The 23,806-nt window shown below is 67.9% G+C and carries 14 protein-coding genes; 9 read left to right on the forward strand and 5 right to left on the reverse strand.

Annotation, left to right across the window (positions count from 1 at the left end; translation table 11 throughout):
* The first annotated feature begins 66 nt into the window (after window positions 1–66).
* Window positions 67–1,737: a hypothetical protein gene (locus BSF38_RS21270; RefSeq protein WP_145952254.1), complete on the forward strand. Its 1,671-nt coding sequence runs from the start codon at window positions 67–69 to the stop codon at window positions 1,735–1,737.
* On the opposite strand, the gene BSF38_RS21275 is transcribed toward BSF38_RS21270, so the two are convergent.
* On the reverse strand, window positions 1,648–3,138 hold the full coding sequence (locus tag BSF38_RS21275; RefSeq protein ID WP_076351255.1) for a sulfatase family protein: 1,491 nt from the start codon (window positions 3,136–3,138) through the stop codon (window positions 1,648–1,650). The two genes, BSF38_RS21270 and BSF38_RS21275, sit on opposite strands and share 90 nt — an antisense overlap.
* A gap of 80 nt (window positions 3,139–3,218) precedes the next feature.
* A complete protein-coding gene (locus BSF38_RS21280) occupies window positions 3,219–4,640 on the reverse strand; it encodes a DUF2079 domain-containing protein (RefSeq protein WP_145952255.1) in 1,422 nt (473 codons plus the stop codon).
* Between the two features lie 182 nt (window positions 4,641–4,822).
* Between BSF38_RS21280 and BSF38_RS21285 the strand changes: the two genes are divergently transcribed.
* The 5 genes from BSF38_RS21285 to BSF38_RS21305 all read left to right on the forward strand — a co-directional run bounded on the left by BSF38_RS21285 (window position 4,823) and on the right by BSF38_RS21305 (window position 15,820).
* Window positions 4,823–9,934, forward strand: a complete 5,112-nt coding sequence (locus BSF38_RS21285) for a C39 family peptidase (RefSeq protein ID WP_076349008.1) — start codon at window positions 4,823–4,825, stop codon at window positions 9,932–9,934.
* An 89-nt stretch (window positions 9,935–10,023) separates the two neighbouring features.
* Window positions 10,024–11,334 (forward strand): SGNH/GDSL hydrolase family protein, encoded by a 1,311-nt coding sequence (locus BSF38_RS21290; protein ID WP_076349010.1) that lies wholly within the window; start codon window positions 10,024–10,026, stop codon window positions 11,332–11,334.
* Between the two features lie 179 nt (window positions 11,335–11,513).
* Window positions 11,514–13,898, forward strand: a complete 2,385-nt coding sequence (locus tag BSF38_RS30425) for a sialate O-acetylesterase (RefSeq protein WP_076349012.1) — start codon at window positions 11,514–11,516, stop codon at window positions 13,896–13,898.
* 27 nt (window positions 13,899–13,925) lie between these two features.
* Window positions 13,926–15,194, forward strand: coding sequence for an ADP-ribosylglycohydrolase family protein (locus BSF38_RS21300; RefSeq protein WP_076349014.1), 1,269 nt, complete (start codon window positions 13,926–13,928; stop codon window positions 15,192–15,194).
* Window positions 15,191–15,820: a hypothetical protein gene (locus BSF38_RS21305; RefSeq protein ID WP_076349016.1), complete on the forward strand. Its 630-nt coding sequence runs from the start codon at window positions 15,191–15,193 to the stop codon at window positions 15,818–15,820. The genes BSF38_RS21300 and BSF38_RS21305 overlap by 4 nt, the downstream gene beginning before the upstream one ends.
* Before the next feature lie 9 nt (window positions 15,821–15,829).
* Here BSF38_RS21305 and BSF38_RS21310 read toward each other — a convergent pair whose 3' ends face one another.
* Window positions 15,830–17,158, reverse strand: coding sequence for an SGNH/GDSL hydrolase family protein (locus tag BSF38_RS21310; RefSeq protein ID WP_076349018.1), 1,329 nt, complete (start codon window positions 17,156–17,158; stop codon window positions 15,830–15,832).
* 233 nt (window positions 17,159–17,391) lie between these two features.
* Between BSF38_RS21310 and BSF38_RS21315 the strand changes: the two genes are divergently transcribed.
* Window positions 17,392–18,279 carry a phosphoribosylaminoimidazolesuccinocarboxamide synthase gene (locus BSF38_RS21315; RefSeq protein ID WP_076351257.1) on the forward strand — a complete coding sequence of 296 codons (888 nt, stop codon included), beginning with the start codon at window positions 17,392–17,394 and terminating at the stop codon, window positions 18,277–18,279.
* 68 nt (window positions 18,280–18,347) lie between these two features.
* Window positions 18,348–19,511 (forward strand): chorismate synthase, encoded by a 1,164-nt coding sequence (gene aroC / locus BSF38_RS21320; protein ID WP_076349020.1) that lies wholly within the window; start codon window positions 18,348–18,350, stop codon window positions 19,509–19,511.
* 629 nt (window positions 19,512–20,140) lie between these two features.
* Here the strand turns inward: aroC and BSF38_RS21325 are convergent.
* Entirely contained in the window at window positions 20,141–21,952 is a 1,812-nt protein-coding gene (locus tag BSF38_RS21325) for a hypothetical protein (RefSeq protein ID WP_076349022.1), read from the reverse strand.
* A 262-nt stretch (window positions 21,953–22,214) separates the two neighbouring features.
* Window positions 22,215–22,577: an STAS domain-containing protein gene (locus BSF38_RS21330; RefSeq protein WP_076349024.1), complete on the reverse strand. Its 363-nt coding sequence runs from the start codon at window positions 22,575–22,577 to the stop codon at window positions 22,215–22,217.
* A 628-nt stretch (window positions 22,578–23,205) separates the two neighbouring features.
* Here BSF38_RS21330 and BSF38_RS21335 point away from each other — a divergent pair.
* Complete coding sequence (locus tag BSF38_RS21335) at window positions 23,206–23,682, forward strand: DUF2760 domain-containing protein (RefSeq protein WP_076349026.1); 477 nt, start codon at window positions 23,206–23,208, stop codon at window positions 23,680–23,682.
* The last annotated feature ends 124 nt before the right edge of the window (window positions 23,683–23,806 follow it).

Here is a 23,806-nt window from a genome sequence, read left to right on the forward strand (position 1 = left end):
GGAGTGATTCGCATACAAGGGCTTCCGGTCGATGGAATCGGAACCGCCCAGGCGGGAGGAAACGCCATGAGACCGTCGCGAGGCATGGGTATCGTGGTTTTGGTGCTGGTCGGAGTCTCCGGATGCGCGGGAGTACCGCAACGCAGCCGGACGTCGTCGCCGTTGGAGGCGCCGACGGCCAGTCCCTCCGTACAGCAATCCGGGTGGCGCGGCTGGTGGTCGCGATTGCGCAATCCCGCGCCCGCCCCGGCGTCCGGGCCTGTCACGGACCTCCGCATCGAAACCTCGGGCCGGGTCGGGCCGGAACGCGAGATCTGGCCGGATCGGAACCGGAGCATCCTGTCGCGGTTCCTCCCCTCGGGCCTCAAGCCGAGAGGCGACAACGGCGGGCCGACGCTCGGTCGCAACAACCCGACGCCGACCATGACGGCGGCCGAGGCCAACCGGGCCATCGCCAGTCTCGCCCGCCCGCGGAAGGACGACGATTTCGTTCTGCCCGTGCGGATCTGGGGCGACCCGGACGACCCGACGCCGACGTTGCGAGCCTCCCTCGGATCACAACCGCCCGACGACGACCAGACGCCGCCGTCGGCCCTCGCCTCGCCGATCCCGCTCCCCGGCCCGTTCATGGAGCGGTTCTCGACGCAACCCACGGCCAAGACCGACGAGGCCGCCCGGAGCACGTCGGCCGACGCGAGCCGCGCCGAGGACGTTGGTCCGCCGCCGCTGGTCGATCAGGCGGCGGCCCCAGACTCGGCCCCGGCGCTCGATTCGCCCACTGCCACGCTCGCTTCCGTGGTCCAGTTGCCCCCGCCTCCTCCGGTGCGACCGTCGCCGCGAGCGGTCCCGCCGACCACCGCTCCGACGCCCCCAGCGAGTCCTTCGCCGACGACCGAACCGGCCAAGCCCGAAGCTCCCGTCGCGACCGAGTCGGCCAAGCCCGACTCCGAGCCCAAGACCTCCGAGGACGCGGCTCCGCCTCCTCCGGCGGAACACGCGCCCGAGGCGCCGTCGCCGACCTTGCCCTCGGCGCCGACGGCTGCGATGCTGCCCCCCTCGGCTCAAGCTCCCTCGCCCATCGTCGCCGAGTCACAAACGGGAGGCGCGCTCAGCCCGACGCTCTTCGCCGCGCGGCGGCCGGACGATTCGGCGTCCCACGGCGGGTGGTTCACGAAGTGGATGCGGCCGCGTCAACCGGAGCACCAGCACCAGGCGATCGTCTACGCCTCGGCTCAAGGACCCGCCCAACTGCCGCCGGTGCTCGTTCCGACGTCCTACTATTCGGCCGTGGCCAGACCGTCGTCTCCGACGCCGACCCAGCCGTACGTGTCACCGACGGCCCAGCAGGCGTTCGTGATGCCCACGCCCCAGAGCCCGGCGACGACGAGCCACGTCAAGAAGCCGTGCGCGGTCTTGACCAGGCTCCACGATCGGTTGGAGCAGCTCCGGCAGTGGAAGCACGACCACATATGCAAGCACATCCAGAGCTTCAAGGAAGGCCTTGCGGGCAAGCACCGCTGCCAGGCGTGCGGCGGGACCGGAGTGGCACCTCTCCCCTCGGCCCAGGCCAAGCCTACGCCGCAGGGAGCCCCGGCGTTTCCCGCGCCGCAGGCACAGGCGCAATCGCAGTCGCTGTTTCGGTTTGGGCTACTGGCTGAACCGAGCCACGTCGCGGAGCGGGAACAGGTCGTCGAGCGCGTCGCGGCCCAGGGCCTCGACGAAGCGTCGCAGCGTTAGTTCAAGGTGCTCGGCGACCTCGGTGTGCTGCTCGATGACGTTGTTCTGGTCCCATCGATCCTCGGGCTTGCGGTACAGCTCGCTGAGCCTTGGCTCCTCGGGATCGTTGACCAGCGGCAGGACCAGGTGCCACATGTGGGTCCGGATGGCGAACTCTTCAGCGTCCATTCCCAAGCACGCGTAGTCGCGAATCTTCGTCTGCTCGCCCCGGATCAGCGGGAGGATGTCGCGACCGTGAAGCGGCGGCGCGTCCTTGGGATGCCGGAGGCCGAAGAACTCCAGCAGCGTGGGCAAAAGGTCGACCGTCTGCACGATCGCCTGATGCCGGCCGCCGCCGAACTTGCCGCCGGGCATGCGGACGATGAGCGGGGTGTGGACCAACTCCTCGTACAGCCAGGGGCGGAACCGCCGGACGTAGCCGTGCTCGCCGAGCGGCTCGCCCTGGTCGCTCGTGAAGACGATGAGGGTGTCTTCCATCCGTCCCATGCGTTCGAGGGCGTCGAACAGCTCGCCCAGCCAGCGGTCGACGAGCGTGACGGTTCCGGCGTAGGTCCGTCGCAGCCGGAACAGCTCGGCTTCGGTCAGAACGTCGCCCACCGCGCCGGCGGGGACGTCCATCAGGACCGGCACGTCCTCGATGTCGATCTGGTGCTCGTTTTCGAGCATCTCGTCCACGAGGTTGCCCTCGTCGTCGGACTCGAATTCGTCGGGCTCGATCGTCGCGTACTGGTCGCGATACTCGGCGGGCGGGTCCCAAGGGCCGTGGGGGCTGAACATGTCGAGCCAGAGCAGGAACGGCTGAGTGTCGTCCTTGCGGCGGTCGAGCCAGTCGATCGCCGTCTTGACGGTCCGCGCGACGCCCGAATTCTCCTCGTCTTCGGTCTTCAGGACCTTGCGGTTGCGGAGAAGCTGCTCCCAGCGCGTTTTCCAGAGTTCTTGCTGCTCGGGCTCGTCGTCGGGCGGCAGCCGCAGGCCCGGCTCGTCGTCAAGGCTGACGCCGCGGGCCCTCGAGTCGTTCGCCGGGATCAACGGGTCGTACCCCTGACCCCGGACCCAGATCACGTCGTCGAACCCGCGACCGTAGCCCATACCGGTCTCGCGCAGGAGCGGGACGTCGGAGATCAGGGCCGTTCGCACCCCCTGGTTCCAGAGCAGGTCGGGCAGGATCGTTTCGTCCGGCTCCAGCGGGGTCCAGCCCAGCTCGGGGTTGGGGAACCCGTACCTCCCGGTCCACCAGCTCCGCCGCGTGGGAAGCGTGGTGAGGTTCTCCGGGAAGTGGTGGTCGAAGACCACGCCCTGAGAAGCCAGGCGGTCGAGGTGGGGCGTCTCGATCCAGGCGTTTCCGTAAGCACCGAGAAATCCCAGGTGCAGGCTGTTGCAGACGACGACGATGGCGTTCATGTCGCCCATTGTAACCGGACGTCCGGCCAGAACCAGCGGACTCTTGCGACGGATTCGCCCCGAACGCGCGGCTCGTCGACCTAACCGGCGCCGGGGCGACGGAGGACGATCAGGGTTTCGCCGCTGTAAACGATCGTGAATCCCTGCTTGACGAAGATCTGGGGGTCGAGTCCCTTGCCCCGAATGAACATCCACTGGAACTCTGGGCCAAGCTGGGGGAAGCCCCGCGGCTTGTTGGCGTCCATGATGTAGCTGCACAGGAGTTTACGAGACGAGAGCGGGGCGGTGAACTCGTAGGCGGCGAGCACGCCGTCGTCGGGGCCGACCTGGCTGGCGAACGACCAGAAAGGTTCGACGTCGTCTTTGCCGACGGCGATGGGAATCCCTTCCATCCGGGTCAAAACCTCGTTCAATCCGGTCGTGAGGAGGATCGTGGCGAGCACCCAGCTCAGGCCCAGCACGAACATCCCTCCCCAGCGGCGGGACAGCCAGTTCGCCCACTGGGCGTAGCCGACCAGGCCGGCGGCGAGCAGCATCGAGACCATCGGAGCCGCGTAACGGACGTGGTGCCACGACTCGCCCGACAACAACCGAAGCGCCCAACGGCCGTTGCACAGGCTCCAGATCCACGGCAGCGCCAGAACGCCCGCCCCCGGCGCGAAGAGGGCGAAGAACGGCCACCCGCCCGCGCCGTTCCAGAGCATGTCGCCGGCGGTTTCGAGCGTCTGGGGGATCGTCGCCTTGGGGCCCGTGAACTGGTCGATGTACCTCTCGGGGGCGTAGCTGCCGACCATCAGCTTCAGATAACCGAAGAAACCGAACAGCAGCCAGACCAGCCCGACGTCGAACAGCACCAGCCGCCAGACGGTCTTCCGCGAAAGGTCTTCGGGCTCGCGAGCCGGTAGGAAGGCGAGCGACGCCACGACGACCGCGAATTCCTGGCGGCACGCAAGCATCCCCGCGACGCCCGCCGCGGTAAGCCGGAGCCGCCGGCTTCGCACGCCCTGGACCGCCCAGAGGACGAACGGGAACACAAGCTGAAGCTCGCGGAAATCGTTCCAGACCAGCGGCCAGAGCAGGGGGGTGAGTGGCACCAGGGCGACCGCCGACAGCGCGACGGCCTCCGATTTCGATTCCGACCGCACCAGCGTATAGGCGGCCGGAATCAGCCACCAGAACATCACGTTCTGGATCACCAGCAGCGTGCGAGGGTCGGGAAAGGCCTTGTAGATCGGAGCCAGGATGAACCGGATCGGCGCCAGGTAGTTCATCTTCCAGATCGACGGCCCCTCGGTGCCGTACGAGGCGAGCGGCCGGACCGACAGTACGCCGTCCCCCTCGGTGAGCGCCCAGAACCACTGGTTGTAGTACGCCAGGTCCCACGACCATCCGGTCCGCAGGTCGTGATAACGGTGGAGCGCCTGGACCGTCGTGAAGGCGGTCAGCCCGGCCGTCAACGTCGCCACGATCATCCACGAGACGACGCGCCTGTCGATTGCCATCACCCGCCGATCCAGACAGAGGAGAATCACGTCGACGCCGGCCGGAGAAACGGCTTTCCGACCGCTGCGGGCTTCATTATAGACGGTCCGTCCCCAGATTCGATCGCCCTCCTTACGAGAACGGGAAATCGCGAGCAACGATCCGCCGTGGTCGGGAACCAGGTCCTAGAATCGTGTGTCCAATGGACGTTTTTCCCGCCGAGGGCGCGGGAGGGGCTCGGGCCGAATCGCGGCCGATCGACGACGACGCCGGGGACGGGACCATGGCGGTGATGATCGAGGAGCGGGGGCTGATCACGGTAGGACAGGACGTCCTGGATCGCGTCCGCGCACTTTATTCGGAAGGCGACTGCCTGGAGGCTTACGAGGTCGCCAGGGCAGTCGGTCCGCTCGGGAGCTGGACCGGGACGGCCGCGCGGGTGCTGGCCGGACGGCTGGCGAGGCACCTGGGCGGGTTCCGGCTGGGTACGGCCTTGCATCTGCGCGCCTGGCGAGCCGACCCGACCGACCCGGAGGCGTGCTACTACCATGCGCGGGCGATGATCGGCCGGCGGGGGCCTCTGGCGGCCTGGGAATTCCTCCGGCGGATCGGGCCGCTCGAAGCCGCGACCGACGAGGTTCGCTCCGATTGGCTGGCGTCGCACGCGATCGCCCTGGGGGCGCTCCGCGATTTCGACGCCGCCGAGGCGTACCTGACCGAGGCCGAGCGGGTCGCGCCGGGGCGGGCCTGGCTTCGGGTCGAGCGGTCGAGCTTGTTCGAGATGGAGGACCGCTACGACGAAGCCCTGGCCGCCGCGCGCGAGGCCCTCGCGCTGCGTCCCTGGTACATCCCGGCCGTGCAGGCGACCGCCGGACTCCTGCAACTGCTCGACCGCGAGGCCGAAGCCGTGGCCCTCTTGACCGAGGCGTCCGACCGGCTCGCCAGCGGGGCGGTCTCGGCGCAACTGGCGACCGTGCAGTTCGAGCTGGGACGCTTCGACGACGCGATGCGGAGCCTCGACCGGTTCGCCGCGCTCGCGCCGCTGATCGACCCGCCGACCCGCCGCTGGCTCGCCGGCCGCCGCTCGGATGCGGCCTATCGTCTGGGCGACCTCGCGTCGGCCGTCGCGTTCGCGCGTGAGTGCGGCGAGCCGTTTTTCAAGACCGTGGCCGATCGGATCGAGGCCGCCGACGTCGACGACCGCCGCGTCCGCCTCGCCGTCGGCTTCGTCCGCCAGCACCACCAGACGTGCGGCCCGGCGACGCTCTCGGCCCTGGCCCGGTTCTGGGGGAGGGAGGCCGACCACCTCGAAGTCGCCGGCGAGATCTGCTACGATGGCACGCCCGACCATCTTGAGCGTTCGTGGGCCGAGGCCAACGGCTGGACCGCCCGCGAGTTCACCGTGACCTGGGACTCGGCTCTCGCCCTGCTCGACCGGGGCGTTCCGTTCACGCTGACGACCGTCGAGACCCAGAGCGCGCACCTTCAAGCCGTCATCGGCTACGACGCCCGGCGCGGGACGCTCTTGATCCGCGACCCCACCCTGCCGCACGAGGGGGAGGCGCTGGGCGAGCCCTTTCTGAAACGCTATCGATCGGTCGGCCCGCGCGGGATGGCGATGATCCCCCGCGATCACGCCGAGTTGTTCGACGGCCTCGATCTGCCCGAGTCGAACCTCTACGATCACCTGAATCGCATGCAGGTCGCGCTCCGGGATCATGACCGCGAGGCCGCCGCGGCCGCGCTCGACGCGCTGCGGGCCGAGGCGCCGGGCCACCGGCTGACGCACCACGCCCGCAGACTGCTGGCGATCTACGACGTCGACGCGCCGGCGATGCTCTCGGTCCTTGAGGCGCTGCGCGCGGCCTTCCCCGACGACGTCAACCTCCGGCTCTCGCAGCTTTCGTGCCTTCGCGAGCTGGGGCGGCGCGACGACCGACTGGCTCTCTATCGCGAGGTCTGCGCCGGCCGTTCGGCCGACCCGATCCTTTGCCGCCAGTACGCCCAGGAGCTGTTGACCGACGCGCGTGAGCACCCGGCCGCCGAGCGGCTCGCCCGCCGGGCCCTTCGCGCCCGCCCGGCCGACGCACTCGGCCTGTACGTTCTCGCCCGCATCGCGTGGGACGCGGGCCGGCTCGACGGCGCGATCGAGCTTTATCGATTCGCCTCGTGCCTTGAAGACAAGAACGAGGGATTGGTTCGCTCTTACTTCAGCGCGGCCCGTCACGTTCACCGCGAAGATGAGCCGCTCAGGCTGATGGCGGCGCGTTGCCGACGGTTCGGGGCGATATCGTCGCAGCCGGCGCGGACGCTCCACGAGGCGCTCTCGATCCTCGAAAGCGCCGTCGAGGCGGCGGCCGTGCTCGACGAGGCGCTGCGGCTTCGGCCGGACGACGGCGAGCTGATCCTGTTCGCGGCCGAGGCCGACGCAGTGACCGGCGAGTTCGACCGCGCGGCCGCACGGCTCGACGAGGCGCGCGGCCATTGCCGACGCGGCGACTGGCTGCGCGCCGCCGCGGGTCTGGCGTCGAATCGCGGCGATCTCGTCGCCGCGCTGGGGCTCTGGCGGGAGGTTCTCGAAGCCGAGCCCGCCGTTCTCGACGCCAACCGCGCCGTCGCCCGGCTCCTGGCCGAGACCGAGGACCGGTCCGCGGCTCTGGCTCATCTGACGCAGGCCTGCGAGCGGTCGCCGCACAACTACGCGCTGAACCAGGCCCTCATCGAGCGGCTCCGCGCGGAGGGCTCTGACGAGGCTGAACTCGCCCTCCGCCGCCTTCTGGACGTCCACCCGGCCGACGCCTGGGGGCGCCGCGAGCTGGCGCTTTTCCTCGGCGAGCACGGAAGGGCCGACGAGGCGGCGGCCGAGATGGAGATCGCCTCGGCGATCGAGCCGCTGAGCACGGTTGAGGCGTCGGTGCGCGGGATCGTTCTCGAGCACGCCGGCGGTCTCGCCGAGGCTCGCGAGGCGTACCGCGAGGCGATCCGCCGCGACATTGACAACGAGTCGGCCGTCAGCCGCCTGATCGAGACCTGCGACTCGCAGTCCGAGCGGCTCGAAGCGCTCGCGTTCATCGAGAGCGAGCTGGCGCGGCAGGTCACGTTCGGCGACGGCCTGCTCGCGTTCGCTCGCCGTGCCGACGGTACGCTCGGCCCCGACGATCTTCTGGCCACGCTCCTCCGTGCCCTGGAGGCGCGCCCGGACCTCTGGCATGCCTGGTCGGCCGTGATTTGCGAGCGGATCGGTCGGGGCGACCTCGACGAGGCCGACGCCCTGGCCCGCCAGGCCGTCGAGCGGTTCCCGCTGCTGCCGAGGCTTTGGCTCGACCGCGCCGCCGTCTGCCGCGCCCGAAGCGACCGCGACGGCGAGCACGAGGCGCTCGGCCGCGCCTTGCGGATCAACCCCGGCTGGGGCACGGCCGCCCGCGAGCTTTCGCAAGCGCTGGAACGCGAGGGGAAGAATGAGGAGTCGCGCGCGGTTCTCGAACGCGCCGCGGCCTACTCACCGCTCGACGCCGTCAATCACGGCTACCTGGCCGACACGCTCTGGCTGTTGGGTGAGAAGGAAGCGGCGGTCGAGCGTATGGCCCGCTCGTTGCGGATCGACCCGGGGTACGAGTGGGCCTGGCGGACCCTGGCCGTCTGGTCGCGTGAGCTGGAACGGCCCGAGGCGACGGCCGAGCTGGCTCGCGAGGTCGCCCAGCAGCGGCGCGGAGACAGCCGGGCCTGGCTGGCGCTGGCGCGAATGCTCAGCGGGCCCTCGACCCTGGACGAGCGGCTCGAAGCGCTCGACCGCGCCGCCGCCCTCGCCCCTCGCAGCGCCGAGCCGCACGACCTGAAGGCGGAGGTTCTCGCCGAGTCGGGCCGATTCGACGAGGCCGAGGCTGCCTGCCGGCCGCCGTCGTGGGGCGACCGTCCGCCGCTCACGCTCCGGGGCCGCGCCGCGTGGATCGCCGCCCGTCGCGGCGACCTCGCCGGGGCTGTCGCCCGGATGCGCCCGGTGCTCGACGAGAACCCCGGCTATTACTGGGGGTGGAATCTGCTCGTCGAGTGGGTTCGCGACGCCGGTTCCAACGACGAGTATCTCGAAGCGACCGAGGGCCTGGTCCGGCTGTCTTCCGACGACGCGGTCTCCCACGCCTACCGCGGCGAGGCCCTGCTCCGCGCCGAAGACCCCGCCGGGGCGAAGCTGAGTTTCCGTCGCGCCCTGGAGTTGGCGCCCTCGCACGAATTCGCCGCGATGAACCTGTTCGATCTCGAGTTGGCCGATGGGGAGATCGACGCCGCGAGGACCACCCTTGAGGCGCTCAAAACCCACGGCGACGGCGGCGCCTTCGTCATCTCTCGCGAGGTCCAGTGGCACGCCGCCCGCGCCGAGCCCGGCGACCGCGCGGCGGCCCGCGAGGCGCTCGAACGGCTCAGCCTCGCGGGCGACGTCGGGTCGGAGTGGCCGTTCCGCGCCGCCGTCGACGCCTTGACCAGGTCCGGCTGGGGGCAGGACGCCGATTCGGCCTACGCCAAAGCACTGGAGCGGCCCGACGCCGCTTCGGCCATCGGTATGATCTGGGCTGAGCGATGGGGGGGCCGTCGCGACTGGCGCCAAGCCCGCAAGCTCCCCCCGCTGCTGGCCGCCGGCGGCGAGTCCGCGCATCAGGCCCTGGCCGCGTACATCAAAGCCCTGGGCCAGGCGCGCCGCCGATTTCGGCTTTCGTCCAGCATCCGGCGTCACCGCGCGTCGCTTCGCGGCCATGCATGGTGCTGGGGGATGGTCGGTTATGCGCTCACCAACCTCGGTCGCAATCGCGCCGCCGTCCGCTGGCTCGCCGACTGGCCCGACCGCGCCGACGTCGAGCCCTGGATGCTCGTCAACCTGGTCATCTCGTTCCGCGCCCTCGGTCGGGACGAGGAGGCGGCCCGCGTCAGCCGTCACGCTCTCGAACTTCCGGCTTCCCACGGCACGAGCGATCACATCCTCTGGCTGGCGCTGGACGACCTTCTGGAGGGCCGCGCCGACGAGGCGGCCCGCCGGCTCGACGGCCTTGATTCCGCGCCGTTCGACGCGACGAAACGGTATCTCTACGACCTGGCTCTGATCCTCCGCGACGTCGAGCGCGCCGAGCCGGCCGCGCGCCGCCGCGTGGCGATCCTGGCCCGCCGCGACGTCAAGTCGCTGAACCGCGAATCGTACGTCTCGCCGTCCGACTTCAACGCCGTGCTGAGCGTCTTCCGCCGGGCCGCGCGCCGCCTCGCCCACCATGTCGGCCCCTGGCGGGGACGAGTTTCGTTGCTCGAATTCTGCCCTCCGAACCGCGCGTGACGAGGGGGCCGCGGCGGCATTGATCGCGGCCGTCGGCTCACGCACAATAAGGTCCGTAGTGGACACTCGAATTCGCGTGTGAGGACCGGATGGCGCGTTTCTTTTCGATGCGGCGGCCCGCCCGGGCCGACCAGCGGGTTCTCGGGGGCGTCGAACGCTCACGGCGGCTTCAGCGACGGTTCAAGCTCGGCATCGTGGTGGCGACGTTGATCGTGGTCGCCGGAATTCTGGCAGCGGTTCCCCGGGGCCGTCACCTGGTCGCCTCGGTCGCCGATCGGGCGCGCCAGTCGGCGCGATGGGCCGTCGGGCTGCCGGTGCCGCGCGAGGAAGTCGACGCCCGCCATGAACGCGATCGGCGTCAGGCGGTCGACGACGCCGCGCGGAAGTTCCGCGACGCCTTCCCCACGATGGATGAGCCGATCCAGCGGCTGTTTCGATACGCGGGGAGCGACCCGGACGCCGGCCTGCTCCGCTGGGGCAACTTCGACCAGACGTTGCTGCTTCCCTCGACCGTCTTCGAGCCCGACGACGCCGGCCGCTCCTACTGCCTGAAGCCGAATACGCGGTCGATCTGGGTGCGGAACGTCTCCCCCAAGGGATCGCCCCTGACGTTCCTGATCGTCCCCGACCGCCCCGAGCTTGCCGAGGTGCTTCAGGGGACCGGCGGGATCATCGTGACGACGTCCGTCCAGACCACGAACTCGTGGGGCCTGCGCGGGCCCGAGCCCGATCCGTCGGCCCCGCTGCGGGGGATCGTCCTGGGCGACTCGTACATGCAGGGGATGTTCATCGACGACGACCACACCCCGCCCGAATGCCTCCGGCGCTACCTGGAAAACCACGAAAAGACCGGCGTTTCGATCTTGAACACCGGCTGTCTCGGCTACTCGCCCGAGCAGTATTACTATTCGCTCCTCAAGTTCGCCGACCGCTTCAAGCCCCAGTTCGTCGTGATGAGCGTCTTCGCCAACGACTTCGGCGGCATCCTGGAGGTGGCCCGGGGCAAGGGGGACTGGGATGAGGGGCGGTACTGGCTGGGTGAAATCCAACAAGTCTGTCGCAGTCGGGGTTTGCTCCTCCTCGTGGTCCCCGCCCCACTCGACAGCCAGATGAACTCCGCGCGGTTCGCCGGCTACTATCCCGGGCTGATCTCGAACATCCTTAACGGCAGCAGTGAGGCGTATCTTGATCCGACCGAAGAGTTCATCAATCGAAATATCGCGATGATCCTTGAAGGCGATCGCGCGGGGAATCGGCCGACGGGCAGTCCGCTTTACAACAACGCAATCGGCGACGGCCACTTCTCGCCGGCCGGCGCCGAGGTCTGGGCCGAAGCCGTCGGCCGCCGCCTCGTCCTCCTGCTCGACAAGGCCCGCGGCGCCCGGCGGCCGAGCCCCTGAACGACCGCGCGGCTTAGTCCCTTTCTTCGCCCCAGGGCGGCGAGTACGATGTGGCATTCCGTCGACTCGACGACCAATCCCCGCGCCGGACGCCGCTTCCCGCCGTCTCGCCGCCTTCTCCTGGAGATGACGCAGCCATGCCAAGATCGACTCGGCTCTCCCCCATCCGGGGATCGAGGATGAGATACACCGGCTTCGTCGCACTTGCGGCGGCCGTCCTGATGATGAACGCGACGCCTGCGTTCGCCCAGGGTGGGCAACGCCTTGCCGGTTCGGCGACCCAGCTCAAGCAGCCCGTGGCCAACCAAGTCTTCCAGCGCGACGTCAACGGCGTCGCGTCGATTCCGATCGAGCTTGACGACTCCTTGAAAGGCGGCAAGATCGCGAGCGTATCGATCGGAAATCGCCAGTATGAACTGGTCGACGGCAAGATCGTCGGGGTTCCCACCGGCGGGCCTTATTCGATCGCGATCATGTACGACAAGGACAATGAACATCAAGCCCTCATGTTCAACCCTGGCATCTTCGTCGGCGACCTCTGGGTTCTGGCCGGGCAGTCGAACATGGAAGGCGTCGGCGACCTGATCGACGTCACGCCGCCGCACGAGAAGGTTTTGGCCCTCGGGATGGACGGCAAGTGGGTTCAGGCTCAGGAACCGCTGCATTGGCTGGTCGATTCTCCTGATCCGGTCCATTCGGGAGATCCCAAGGACCGGGCCGAGCGGTCGGTCCAGCAGCACAAGACGCGGACCAAGGGTGCCGGTTTGGGTCTGCCGTTCGCGGTGTCGATGGTCGAGCGCACCGGCGTCCCGGTCGGCCTGGTGATCACCGCCCACGGCGGAACGAGCATGCAGGGATGGGACCCCGCCAAGAAGGGCGAGGGGGGGAACAGCCTTTACGGATCGATGCTTCGTTCGGTCAACCTGGCCGGCGGCAAGGTCAAGGGCGTGCTCTGGTATCAGGGCGAGAGCGACTCGTCGCCGGAAGGGTCGAAGATCTACGAGCGCGTGTTCGCCGACTTCATCGCGTCGGTCCGGTCCGATCTCGGTCAGCCGGACCTGCCGTTCTACTTCGTGCAGATCGGCCGGTTCGTCATCGGCGGCGATCCCAAGGGCTGGAACACCGTCCAGGACGCCGAGCGCCGGTTGCCTGACAGCATCGCCAACACAGCCGTCGTCTCGGTGATCGACCTCGAACTTGACGACGCAATTCACGTCGGCACGCAGGGGCAAAAGCGCGTCGGACAGCGATTGGCGAAGATCGCCCAGCGCGAGCTGTTCGGGCAGGTGGGTGCCACGACGCCGACCCTCGACCGCGTCATGCGGGGAGCGAACAACACCCTGGTCGTGAAGTTCCGAGGGGTCAACATGAGCGCGCCTCAGCCCGCCTCCGCCATGGCTCGCGCCGGGATGGGTGGACGAGGGGGAATGGGGCCCGCCGCAGGCATGGGCGGAATGGGCGGCGGGCAAATGGGTGGAATGGCTGGCGTGGGCGGTGGGCAACCGGGAGGCTTTCCGAACCAGGTCAGCATCGGCGAGACCTCGAATCTGGGACTGCGGCCCGAGCGGCACATCGCGGGCTTCTCGATCCGCAAGGAGGACGGCTCGGCGATCCCCTTGATCTTCGATGCGAGCGTCGGCAAGGCGCGCGACGCGGTGGTCCTGAAGCTCTCCGGGCCGGTCCCGCCGGGCTCGTTCCTCTGGTACGGCCACGGCTACGACCCCTACTGCAACCTGACCGACGGCGCCGACATGGCTGTCCCCGTCTTCGGACCGATCGCGCTCGATGAGGTCGTCGAGCCCAAGCTGGTCGTCGCAGCCGCGGCCCCGGCCCCGGCCCCGGCCGCGAAGCCGGAAGCCAAGAAGGAGAACGCGCCGGTCAAGCTGCTGATCATCACGGGCGACGAGTATCACGGCTGGAAGGCGACGACCGAGTCGCTCAAGTCGATCCTGTCCGAAGGGGGCAAGATCGCCGTCGACGTGACGACCACGCCTTCGAAAGACCTGACCGACGCCAACCTCGCGAAGTACGACGTTCTTCTGCTCAACTACAAGGACACCGACAAGGGCGCTCCCGAGACCCGATGGTCCGAAGCCAACAAGGAAGCGTTCCTCAAGGCCGTGCGCGAAGGCAAGGGGCTGGTGGCCTACCACTTCGCCTCGGCCGCCTTCACCAAGCCGAACTGGGAAGAGTTCGAGAAGGCCGTCGGCGGCTGGCGCACCCAGGGCTTCCACGGCCCCGCGCACGCGTTCACCGTCAAGAAGACCGACGCCAAGCACCCGATTTCCGAGGGCCTGGCGGTCAAGTTCGACCACGCGATCGACGAGCTGTATCAGAACTCGAAGCTGCCCGCCGGCGCCGAGGTCCTGGCCACCGCCTATTCCGATCCCGCCAAGCCCAAGGGGACGGGCAAGGACGAGGCGGTCATCTGGGTCAACTCTTACGGCAAGGGCCGCGTCTACAGCAACGTCCTCGGCCACGACGTCGGGGCGCTCGCTGACCCCAACGTGCACCCGTGGCTCCGTCGGGGCGTGATCTGGGCGGCGACGGGCAAGGTCGACTGAACGATCCTCACAAGGGAGTATTTATACATGAAGCGCTATTTCCGAATCGGGGCGACGGCCCTCCTGACGCTCGGCTTCGTCGCGCCGCTCTTCGCCGAGGAGGCGAAGACGCGGCGGCTGTCGCGCGCCGAGTATCTCGACAAGATGAAGGCCGGCTGGATCGGCCAGATGGCCGGGGTCGGCGTCGGCGCCCCGACCGAGTTCCGGTATCAGGAGACGACCGTCCCCGAGGACAAGGTCCCCAAGTGGACGCCCGAGACGGTCAACCAGTTCGACCAGGACGACATCTACGTCGAGATGACGTTCCTGCGGACGCTCGAACAGCACGGTCTGGACGTCTCCAGCCGCCAGGCGGGGATCGACTTCGCCAATAGCCAGTATCCACTCTGGCACGCCAACAAGGCCGGCCGCGACAAGCTCCGCGCGGGGGTCGCGCCGCCGGACAGCGGGCACCCCGCGTTCAACGACCACGCCGACGACATCGACTACCAGATCGAGGCCGACTACTCCGGCCTGATCGCTCCGGGACTGCCGAACAGCGTGATCCGGCTGGGCGAGGTCTTCGGCCGGCTGATGAACTACGGCGACGGCCTCTACGGCGGCCAGTTCGTCGGCGCCATGTACGCCGAGGCGTTCTTCACGAACGACGTCGAGAAGATCATCCGCGCCGGGCTCGCCGCCATCCCCGAGAAGAGCCAGTATCACGAGTGCATCAGCGACGTCCTGGCCTGGCATCGCGAGCATCCCAACGACTGGCTGGCGGCGTGGAACAAGATCGAGGCCAAGTACCAGAAGAACCGCGACTACCGCCGGTTCTCGTGCAGCAAGAACGAGAAAGAGCCGTACAAGTTCAACATCGACGCCAAGCTCAACGGCGCGTACATCGTGATGGGCCTGCTCTACGGCGAAGGCGACCCGGAGAAGACCATCGTCATCTCGACCCGCTGCGGCCAGGATTCGGACTGCAACCCGTCGAGCGCGGCTGGCGTGCTGTTCACGACGATCGGCTATGCCAAGCTGCCCGAGAAGTACAAGAGCGGGCTCGATACCCAGACAAAGTTCAACTCGACGCCGTACTCGTTCCCGCAACTGGTCGCCGTCTGCGACAGCCTCGCCGAGCAGGTGGTCCGCCAGGCGGGCGGCCGGCTCGACAAGTCCGCCGAGGGGGCCGAAACCTTCGTTCTCCCCGTCCACTCGCCGCGCCCGAGCGCCCTGGAGACCTGCTGGGAACCCGGCCCCAAGGCTGACAGCCGGTTCACGCCCGAGGAGCAGAAGCAGATCGAGGCCAAGAAATGACGAGACTCGACTCTCACGCCCGACGGCTCGCGCCGGGCGTTTCCTTTCTCGCGCTCTTCGTGATCGCTTCGGCGACGGCCAGCGCGGCCGAGCCGAAGAAGATCGACCTCCGCACGCGGAAAGGGGTCGAGGCGGTCAAGGGGGCGTGGCGGTGGCACGACGTCACACTGGTTCCGGTCGTCGGCAAGAACAAGGACGGTTCGCCCAACAAGACGTATAATTACGAGCCCCGTGCCATGGGGCTTGATTACGACGACACCAAGTGGGAGGTGATCGCCCCCGAGACCCTCAAGGACGCGCGCTCGACGGGCCAGATCTGCTTCTGCTGGTACCGGATCAACGTCACGCTCCCGCCAGAGGTCGAGGGTAAGCGGGTCTTCTTCCAGACAGTCGTCGACGACTACGGCGAGGTCTGGGTCGACGGCAAGCTCCCGTACAAGCCGGGCGACACCGGAGGCCCGATCGCCGCCGGCTTCAACGCGCCCAACCGCGTCGAACTCAAGGACGCCAAGCCGGGCAAGTCCTACCAGCTCGCCGTCTTCGGCATCAACGGCCCGATCTCGTACACGCCCACCAACTGGATCTTCCTCGGCCCCACGTTCCTGGAACTGGTCGATAAGAAGTGATCGCGTGAGCTAGTTCTTACCTTTCGACCTACCCCCGGTCGCATCCCGCCAGGTCGCGTGGATGCGCCGGGCGATCGTCGCGTAGCCGTCGGCGTTCGGATGGGTGTCGTATCGCCAGAACAGAACCGACCCGGCGGCCTCGGCTTTTTCGAGGTCCGCCGTGGCGTCGGCCAGCGGAAGGCTCATGTCGCGGCAAAGATCGGCCAGGAACCGGTTCTGACTGCGATACTTCGGGTCGGTCGCGAGCGCCTCGGCGATCGTCCGGTCCATGCCCAGCTCGACGAGCGACGGGACGTAACGGCTGTTGACGACGCCGCAGAACGGCACGTAGGCGAGGATCAGCCGCGCCTGGTTCTTCTGGCAGACTTCGGCCATGCGCTGGAGGTACCGGAACGGCGAGCCCCCCTGGCCGAAATCGTGTGCGAGCGCGACGGGCATGTCGGCCGACTGGTTGTACAGCCATGGGTTGAGCCGTCCCGCGACCATGTCGTCGTAGAGCGCGGGGGACAGGTTGTCGGGGCGTCCCTTGCGGTCGGTCCAGGGGTTGGTGGAATCGGGCACGGGGGCGAAGAACTGGACCGGCAGGTGCAGCCACCGGCGGTAGATCGGCTCCTCGAAGATCGCCCGGCTGGTGAGGACGGCGAGTCTCGGCCGCCACCAGAGGCGGGAATCGCCGACGAACGGCTTCCCCGGCGTGTCGAAGACGGGCAAATAGGCCGGCGCCGGCAGGTCGTTGGCGTAGAGCACGACCACGACGTCGGTCGGATGCAGCAGCGAGACCGCATCGCGCGTCAAGATCGACAGATGCGGCAGGCTCGCGGCGATCACGCCGAGGTTGACGACCTCGGCGGCCGTCCCCTCGCGCTGTAAGATCCGCGACCACTCAGCGGTGATCGTCGTCCCGTCGTCGGCCCCCTGGCCTTCGGTCACGCTGTCGCCGATCACCAGAATCCGCCGCCGCCCCGCGCTTGGCTCGATCGCGAAATCCGGACCTCGAAACCCGTAGAGGTTCAGATTATGGACCTTCGAGAACCCGTCCGGCCGACTCTCCAGCAGCAGCCGATCGTACACCAGTCCCCGCTTCATGGCCTTGCCAAGCTGCGGATGCACCTGCGCCATCTGCTGGTAATGAATCCGGTTGAACCCGTTCACCTCCGGCAGCGGGAACAGGAACCGAAACAGCGCCTCCTGGCCGACGAGCAGGAAGGACAGGGTGACAAGTCGAAAGAGCCACCGCCGACGCCTCCGCCGTGTGAGAAGCGCCGGGGACGCATCGACTCTCGCGGTAGGCGTCTCCGGCTTCGGTTCGCTTCGGCTCTCGACGTCCGGCGACGGCATGGATTCACATCCCCTCTCGTTGATGCTTCGGCTGCTCACGATCTCAAACCAGGATAAGTGCGCGACGGCCGCCTCGCCATCGCATTGACCGCGAGGCCCGAAATTGCCAAGGCTCTCGATCGAGGCCGGTTCCGCCCGTGACGATCGACTCCAGCCCTTGTCCCCGGCCGGGCTTTTGTTTAAAGTTCAGCTTGACGCGGTGATGAACGGATGTCGGGTGGAGGTTGGTCGGCGTGGCGCTTTCGGAAACGAATTTGAAGGGCATTCCCAGACGGCAGGGGAAGGTCCGCGACGTTTATGATCTGGGTGATCGGCTGCTCCTGGTCGCCACCGATCGCATCAGCGCGTTCGACTGGGTTCTCCCGACGCCGATCCCCGACAAGGGACGCGTGCTGACGAGCCTGAGCGGCTTCTGGTTCGACCGGCTCGGCGTGCCGAACCACCTGATTTCGAGCGACGTCGCCGACCTGCCGATCGAGCTTTCCGACGAGGTCCGCGAGGAGCTGCGCGGGAGGTCGATGCTCGTCCGCAAGGCGCGGGTCGCGCCGTTCGAGTGCGTCGTCCGGGGGTATCTGTCGGGGAGCGGCTGGAAGGAATACAAGGCGTCGGGGACGGTCTGCGGGATCAGGTTGCCCAAGGGTCTGGTCGAGAGCGACCGCATCGATCCGATCTTCACGCCGGCGACCAAGGCCGAGACCGGTCACGACGAGAACGTGCCGTTCGAGGTCATGGCCGATGCGCTCGGGACCGAGATCGCCGCGACCCTGCGCAGGCTGAGCCTCGAAGTCTACGAGAAAGCCGCGATCGAGGCCCGGTCGAAGGGCCTGATCCTCGCCGACACCAAGTTCGAGTGGGGGTTCGACGACCGCACGGGCGAGCTGCTGCTGATCGACGAGGCGCTCACGCCCGACAGCTCGCGGTACTGGGCGATCGACGCGTACAAGCCGGGCGGCCCACAGCCGTCGTTCGACAAGCAGTTCGTTCGCGACTGGCTCGAAGCGACGAGCTGGGACAAGGCCAGCCCGCCCCCGCCGCTGCCGGCCGACATCGTCGCCCGGACCCGCTCGAAGTATATTGAAGCGTACGAGCTGCTCACCGGCCAGGTCTTCCCCTGGCGCTGAGTCGAGTGGCTCGGCCGAAGATCCGAGATCGTCCCCTGTCTTCTTGAGTCGATGGAAAGACCCCGCACATGCTCCGCTACCTGACCGCCGGTGAGTCGCACGGACCGGCCCTCACGGCCATCGTCGAAGGCTTCCCCTCGGGCGTCGCGATCGACAAGACGTTCATCGACCGCGAACTGGAACGGCGCCAGGGGGGCTACGGACGAGGCAAGCGGCAGAAGCTTGAGACCGACCGGGTCATCATCGATTCCGGCACCTTCCACGGCGTTAGCACCGGCGCCCCGATCACCCTCCGCCTGATCAACAACGACGCCAAGCTCGAACGTCTGGCCGAGCCCGCGTCGCCTCGCGGCGGTCACATCGACCTCGCCGGGTCGATCAACTACCAGACCGGCATCCGCCAGGTTCTGGAGCGAGCGAGCGCCCGCGAGACGGCCCTCCGCGTGGCGGTCGGCGCCTTGGCCCGGCTCTTGCTCCGCGCGGTGGGGATCGAGGTGTTCGGCTACGTTTCCGAGTTGGGCGGAATCGCCGCTCCGCCGTTGAGCCGTGACCTCTCCGTCCGCGACGCCAGCCCGGTCTACACGCTGAATCCCGAGGCCGATGTCGCCATCGTCGCGGCCATCGACGCCGCCCAGAAGGCCGGCGACACCCTCGGCGGGGTGGTCGAGGCGGTTGTCACCGGCTGCCCGATGGGCCTGGGGAGCCACGTCCAGTACGACCGCAAGCTTGACGCCCGCCTGGCCGCCGCCGTCATGAGCATCCAGGCGATCAAGGCCGTCGAGATCGGCTTGGGAGTCGAAGCCGCCCGCCGGCCCGGGTCGAAAGTCATGGACCCGATCCAGTTCGATCCCGATCACGCCGAGGACGACCGCCGCTTCGGGTTCCGCCGGCCGACGAACAACGCGGGGGGCATCGAAGGAGGCACGTCCAACGGCGAGCCGATCGTCGTCCGGGCGTTCAAGAAGCCGATCAGCACCCTCGCCGCGCGGGGGCCGTCGGTCAACATGGCGACCAAGAGCCCGACGCCCGCCTCGTACGAGCGGTCCGACGTCTGCGCCGTGCCCGCCGCTAGCGTGATCGTCGAGAACGTGGTTGCCTTCGAGATTGCCTCCGCCCTCGTCGAGAAGTACGTTGGCACCAGCCTCGAAGCCGTCCAGGCCGCTTTGGCCGCGATCCACACGCTCAACCGCCAGCACCTGGCGTCGTGGGGCGAGGAACAGGCGTCGGGCTGACAAGAACATGTTGAAGCTCGTGAGCCGATCCACCCGCTGACGCTTCCAGTCCAAACCGCCATGACGCCTTTGGGACACCCGGCCTCGTGAAAATGGAGTCGGGGTTCGGTATGGCCGGGTCGGATCGGCGGCACTCGGCGCGGAGGCCGTCTTCGCACGTGGCGTTTCGAGCCCGCATGGCAACCTGGCCCGCACCCCGATCGGCTCGGTCCTCCGGACCGAACCCGATCTTGTCGCCCCCGTCGCGAGGCGTGGAGCACGAAGTGCAGACTGCTCCACGCGCGACGCTGGTGCAAGCCGCGTGGGCGGCCAGCCGCCTACGGCCGTTGGGCGAAGCGGATGGGGCGGAAGAAGGCCGTGGTGGCGGTGGCGCATAAGATCCTGGTGGTGATCCACCGCATGCCGTCCACCGGCGCCGACTGCCACGACCCCTTCCCGACCCCGAAGGCCGCATGACCCTCCCGACGCCCCCGCGCCCGGAATTCTCGGAGCAGAGCAGCTCGAACCGCCAGGGAGGGGATCGCCCACGAAACATGGGGATTCACTCGTTGGCGGTTCGGGCTCGTATTTGGACCGTTCGGCGGCACGGGTCGGGGCGAGCCCGTGCCGATCAATCGTTTGCCGACGGCTCAGGGCGAGACCGGCAGGCGTCCGATCTTCGAGCGGGCGAAGACGCCGGCTCCGTAGTTGCCGAGGGCCGTGCGGCCGCCGGTGCCGTAGGCGAACCCGCGCACGTGGCCGCGGATCTGGCCGCGCCCCGCGGTGCCGGTCGCCTGGTTGTACACGCCGTTGGCGGGGATGTACGTCGCGGAGACGACGCTGTTGACTAGGTCGCCGTTCTGCTTGTACGAGGCGATCCGACTGGCGCGTCGGGTCCCCTGGAGCCCCTGGAGGTACGTCTGGTAGTTGAATCCCGTCTTGATCTCGCTGTTCAGCAGGTTGCCCGTGACGTTGACGTGGTTGATCGAACCATCGGTCGTGATGGCCGTGTTGGTCATCGCCGTGCCGGGCTGAACCACGTAGTCCGGCGTGCTGGGCTGGTTGAGCGAGACGAAGTCGGGGTTCTGGGCGGTGATCAGGTGGACGTCGGCCGCCTTGGCCCGGATCGACCGGATGTTCCTGGCCCGGACGACGCCGCCGAGATCGCCCGCCGCGGGGTATCCCGTCGAGCCGGCGGGGATTCCGTAGTTGGTCGCCGGCAGGAGCTGGGTCTGCGTCGCCGTCCCCGTTTCAGAGGTCGACGGGACGGTCGCCGAGGCGGTGTACACGCCGGTCGGGTCGCCGAGACCCTTCTTGAACGTGAGGTCGCCGATGTTCCCGTTCACGTCGAGGGCCACCGCGTCGGCGTTGCCGCCGAACGTCGCCCGTCGCAGGTACCGCAGGCCGCTCTCCGACGAGGTGAACGGAGTGGTGTTCTTCTGCGCCGTGAAGTTCTTGGCCGACCCTCGGACCTTGAGGTTGTCGACCGCCAACGCCTGAAGCGACGTGCGGCCGGTCGTGCCGACGATGTTGTAGAAGAACTGGTAGGCCGCCGGAGGAGGGCCCGAGACCGGGTATCCGGACCACGTCTCGACGGTTCCGTCCTGGCTCCCCGCGATGTAGTTGGGGGCGACCGCCGACTGGGTGGCCGACACGATGCTGAAGTTCTGGACCGTGCCGTTGATCGAGAACTGGACGTACGGCGTCGTGATCGGCGTCGTCGGGATCGTGTCCGAGGTGGAGTCGAAGACCGAGTTGTAGATCGAGTCGAGGTAGATCGACGGCTTGACTTTCAGCGGCACGTTCGGGTCGCCGATCGTGATCTGGTACGGCGCGGCGCCCGTGGACTGATCGAAGATGCCGACGATGTCGTGGAACTGGAGCGTCTGCACGCCGCCGTGGAGGAAGATGCCGGTGGCCGCGGACTGCGCCGGCGAAACGCTGCTGGTCAGGTCGAAGCCGTTGAGCTGGATCGACTTGACCCCCTGCGCGGCGATCAGTTGGTTGAACTTCACGACGCCGTTGGTGAGCGTCCGGGCCGAGGCGACCGTCGAACCCGTCACGTAGGTCGAACGGATGTTCGAGCCGACGATCTGGATGGTCGCGATGTCGTCGTCGAGGGCGCCGTCGTTGGGCGTCGTGTCGGTGACGATCACCTGACCGGGGCCGTGGACGGTGATCGTGTACTCGTTGCCGGCGCGGTCCTTGCCCGAGACGATCTTGCCCTGGTTGCTGACCAGGGGGCCGTTGGGGTCGTTGGGCCGTTGCAGCGACTGGGCGCTGACGAACTCGCGCTGATTGGTGATCGGGTTGCGGACGTACAGGTCGCTCGGAATATACGGCGACAGATAGCCCGCGATGTTGGAGGCGAGCAACTGGCGGGATTCAAGGACCTCGGGCCCTTGAAGCCGACTGCGCCGGACCGAACCGGGCCGGCTAGACCCTCTCCGCATGATTCCCATGGAAGACTCCCTTCCCTGGCGGCTCGTGGCAGTGAGCCGCCCTCCCTGATTCGGTTGGTCATCCGGCCAAGACGGACAGACGCGCGAATCGCCGACCGACGACCGACGCGGTCCGTTCCCCGAGGGGAAAGGAGCCCGCGCCCTGTCGGAACGATTCGCTTACGACTCTCTTGTTCGGTCCGGCTCGTGAACGGACTTCATACGAGCCGGGAACATAGGGGGGCTCGGAAGCCGAGGGAAGCGAGGAAAGCGAAGGGAGTGATTAGACCGAAGAGACGGAGCGAAGCGATGCGACGGCTTGTTCTTCATCGTCGACGATGACGAAGTAGCGGTCGAGCTTCATGACCTGGAGGAGGTCGCGGACGATCGACTGGAGGCGGAAGAGGACGATCTTGCCGTTGCGGGTCTCGATCCGTCGTTTGAGGCCGACCAGGATCGCCACGCCCGAGCTGGACAGGTAGTCGATCTTGTTCATGTCGAGGGCGACGCGTGGTTCCGAACGCGACTGAACGAGGTCGAAGAGGGCGTCGCGGAGGGGCGTGTTGCGGAAATCGTTGAGCCCGGAAGGGTCGGTGAACGTGACGAGCAGGGCGTCCGCGTCATCCCGGGTTGTGAAAGTGCTCATAGCGACGGCAGCTCCTCCAGAGGGACGCCTCGACCTTCGAGTTCCCGTTCCAGCGACCAAATAGATGCAGCGAGGCTCCGCGAGCGGCCGGCGGGCTTCCCGGTCGTCGATCCCGACGACGAGCCAGCGAGGCGGCCGTGGGGAGGATTGTGACTCGACCGGGCCCCAGAGCCTCAAGACGCCGGCCTCGCGCCAAACGCCTCGCAAACTCCGACCGCTCCGGCGAAACCACGTATTTTCCATCCCATCTTACCGCGCGGGTTTCTTCACCTGCAATTCAAGGAGTCTATCATAATACCCTAGGTCGCGAATCGAATCGTTTTCTTCGGCGATCTCGAATGATAAAATCAACCTCGCCATACTGGGGTGGCACGGGTTGGGACGAGCCGACCCCGCGCCATCCATCAAACAAAACCGGCTGTCGCGAGCATGCCTTTTCCCCTTCGAGGGGAGAAGGTGGCCGGAACGGCCGGATGAGGGGGGATCATGGGGATTTTCGAGGGCCGAGGCGTTCGAAACCCCCTCTCCGCCCCTTCAGGGCACCTTCTCCCCGCATGCGGGGAGAAGGGAATTCGGCCTCGTCCCGTGTGCGACCCAATGGTAAACCGCGCCAGATTAGGGGATACGCTTGAATCGGTTTGTGCTGGCCTTGAAGACGTTCTGGCGGACCCTGACCGATGCCGACTTCGCGGCCCGCGTCGAGCCGCTCTTCTCCCGTCAGCCGACGGGTCCGGACCTGCGGATCTTGGCGGTCTTGCAGCGCGACGGTCGGCTGGTCGACTTCCTCGAAGAAGACATCGACGCCTACACCGACGCCCAGATCGGCGCCGCAGTCCGCGACATCCACCGGGGGTGCCGCAAGACCCTGCACGACTACCTGACCATCGAGCCGATCCTGACCGGCCCCGAGGAGAGCCAGGTGCACATCCCCGCCGATTTCGACCCGGCCGCCGTCCGCCTGATCGGCAACGTCAACGGCGTCGCGCCGTTCAACGGCGTGCTCAAGCATCACGGCTGGCGGGTGCGGTCGGTCCATCTGCCGGTCCTGCCGGTCGCCCGCGACGACTCGTCGGTGCTGTCCCCCGCCGAAGTCGAGATCCCCTGAGATCCTGTCTCGTAGAGGGAGGGCGAGGCTCCCGCCGAGCCGCACGCGGAGTTGAAAACCGGCTCGGCGGGAGCCTCGCCCTCCCGCAATTCGCGCTTGAGGGACAGACTCTGAGATCCTGAGC

The sequence above is a fragment of the Paludisphaera borealis genome, from assembly GCF_001956985.1.
Classification (GTDB): domain Bacteria; phylum Planctomycetota; class Planctomycetia; order Isosphaerales; family Isosphaeraceae; genus Paludisphaera; species Paludisphaera borealis.

Coding starts and splice junctions, on each gene's coding strand:
- aroC (WP_076349020.1), top strand. CDS start 18,348: ATGCTCCGCTACCTGACCGCCGGTGAGTCGCACGGACCGGCCCTCACG.
- BSF38_RS21310 (WP_076349018.1), bottom strand. CDS start 17,158: ATGCCGTCGCCGGACGTCGAGAGCCGAAGCGAACCGAAGCCGGAGACG.
- BSF38_RS21290 (WP_076349010.1), top strand. CDS start 10,024: ATGGCGCGTTTCTTTTCGATGCGGCGGCCCGCCCGGGCCGACCAGCGG.
- BSF38_RS21270 (WP_145952254.1), top strand. CDS start 67: ATGAGACCGTCGCGAGGCATGGGTATCGTGGTTTTGGTGCTGGTCGGA.
- BSF38_RS30425 (WP_076349012.1), top strand. CDS start 11,514: ATGAGATACACCGGCTTCGTCGCACTTGCGGCGGCCGTCCTGATGATG.
- BSF38_RS21285 (WP_076349008.1), top strand. CDS start 4,823: ATGGACGTTTTTCCCGCCGAGGGCGCGGGAGGGGCTCGGGCCGAATCG.
- BSF38_RS21275 (WP_076351255.1), bottom strand. CDS start 3,138: ATGAACGCCATCGTCGTCGTCTGCAACAGCCTGCACCTGGGATTTCTC.
- BSF38_RS21325 (WP_076349022.1), bottom strand. CDS start 21,952: ATGGGAATCATGCGGAGAGGGTCTAGCCGGCCCGGTTCGGTCCGGCGC.
- BSF38_RS21330 (WP_076349024.1), bottom strand. CDS start 22,577: ATGAGCACTTTCACAACCCGGGATGACGCGGACGCCCTGCTCGTCACG.
- BSF38_RS21300 (WP_076349014.1), top strand. CDS start 13,926: ATGAAGCGCTATTTCCGAATCGGGGCGACGGCCCTCCTGACGCTCGGC.
- BSF38_RS21305 (WP_076349016.1), top strand. CDS start 15,191: ATGACGAGACTCGACTCTCACGCCCGACGGCTCGCGCCGGGCGTTTCC.
- BSF38_RS21280 (WP_145952255.1), bottom strand. CDS start 4,640: ATGGCAATCGACAGGCGCGTCGTCTCGTGGATGATCGTGGCGACGTTG.